The sequence below is a fragment of the Brevundimonas sp. TWP2-3-4b1 genome, assembly GCF_049897665.1.
GTDB classification, from domain to species: domain Bacteria; phylum Pseudomonadota; class Alphaproteobacteria; order Caulobacterales; family Caulobacteraceae; genus Brevundimonas; species Brevundimonas subvibrioides_B.
Genome location: NZ_JAFCWQ010000079.1, coordinates 1 through 557, shown reverse-complemented (window position 1 = coordinate 557; position 557 = coordinate 1). Strand labels below are relative to the sequence as shown.

At 60.9% G+C, this 557-nt stretch carries 1 protein-coding gene and 1 pseudogene; one reads left to right on the top strand and one right to left on the bottom strand.

Features of this window, described 5'->3' with window-relative positions:
* Positions 1 to 444, top strand: a 444-nt coding sequence (locus ACP7A5_RS18010) for a penicillin-binding transpeptidase domain-containing protein (RefSeq protein WP_426043171.1), incomplete at its 5' end; no start/stop codon positions are given.
* Here the strand turns inward: ACP7A5_RS18010 and ACP7A5_RS18005 are convergent.
* A pseudogene (locus ACP7A5_RS18005) lies at positions 441 to 557 on the bottom strand (IS630 family transposase); the annotation flags it as partial. The gene ACP7A5_RS18010 and the pseudogene ACP7A5_RS18005 overlap by 4 nt on opposite strands.

Here is a 557-nt window from a genome sequence, read left to right as displayed (position 1 = left end):
GACATCCTGTGCATGATGTCGGCGCCGTCGTTCGACCCGAACCTGTTCGTCTCGGGTGTTCCGACCCGCACCTATCGCGCGCTGTCCGACTACGAACGCAAGCCGCTGCTGGACAAGACCATCGGGGGCGTCTTCCACCCCGGTTCGACTTTCAAGCTGACGACCTCGCTCGCGCTTTTGACCGCCGGTGTGGATCCGACCGAACGCGTCAACTGCGGCGGCGGCTACCGCTTTGGCAATCGGACCTTCCGGTGTTGGAGCCGAAGCGGTCACGGCCCGCAGACCATGCACGACGCGATCAAGAATTCCTGCGACGTCTATTTCTACCACATGTGTAACAGGGCCGGGGTCGACGGCATCCACGAGGCCGCCAAGAACATCGGCTTTCTTCAGACGTTCGACATCGGTGTCGACAACCAGAAGACGGGCTCCGTGCCTAGCTAGTGGATTGATTCCATCACTTGGTGCCCGCGGTTAGCGGCGGCGATGATTTTGTCTGGATCGGCGGTCCAGACGAAGGGTTTGGGCTGCTGATTGTGATCGACGACGAAGCGGTT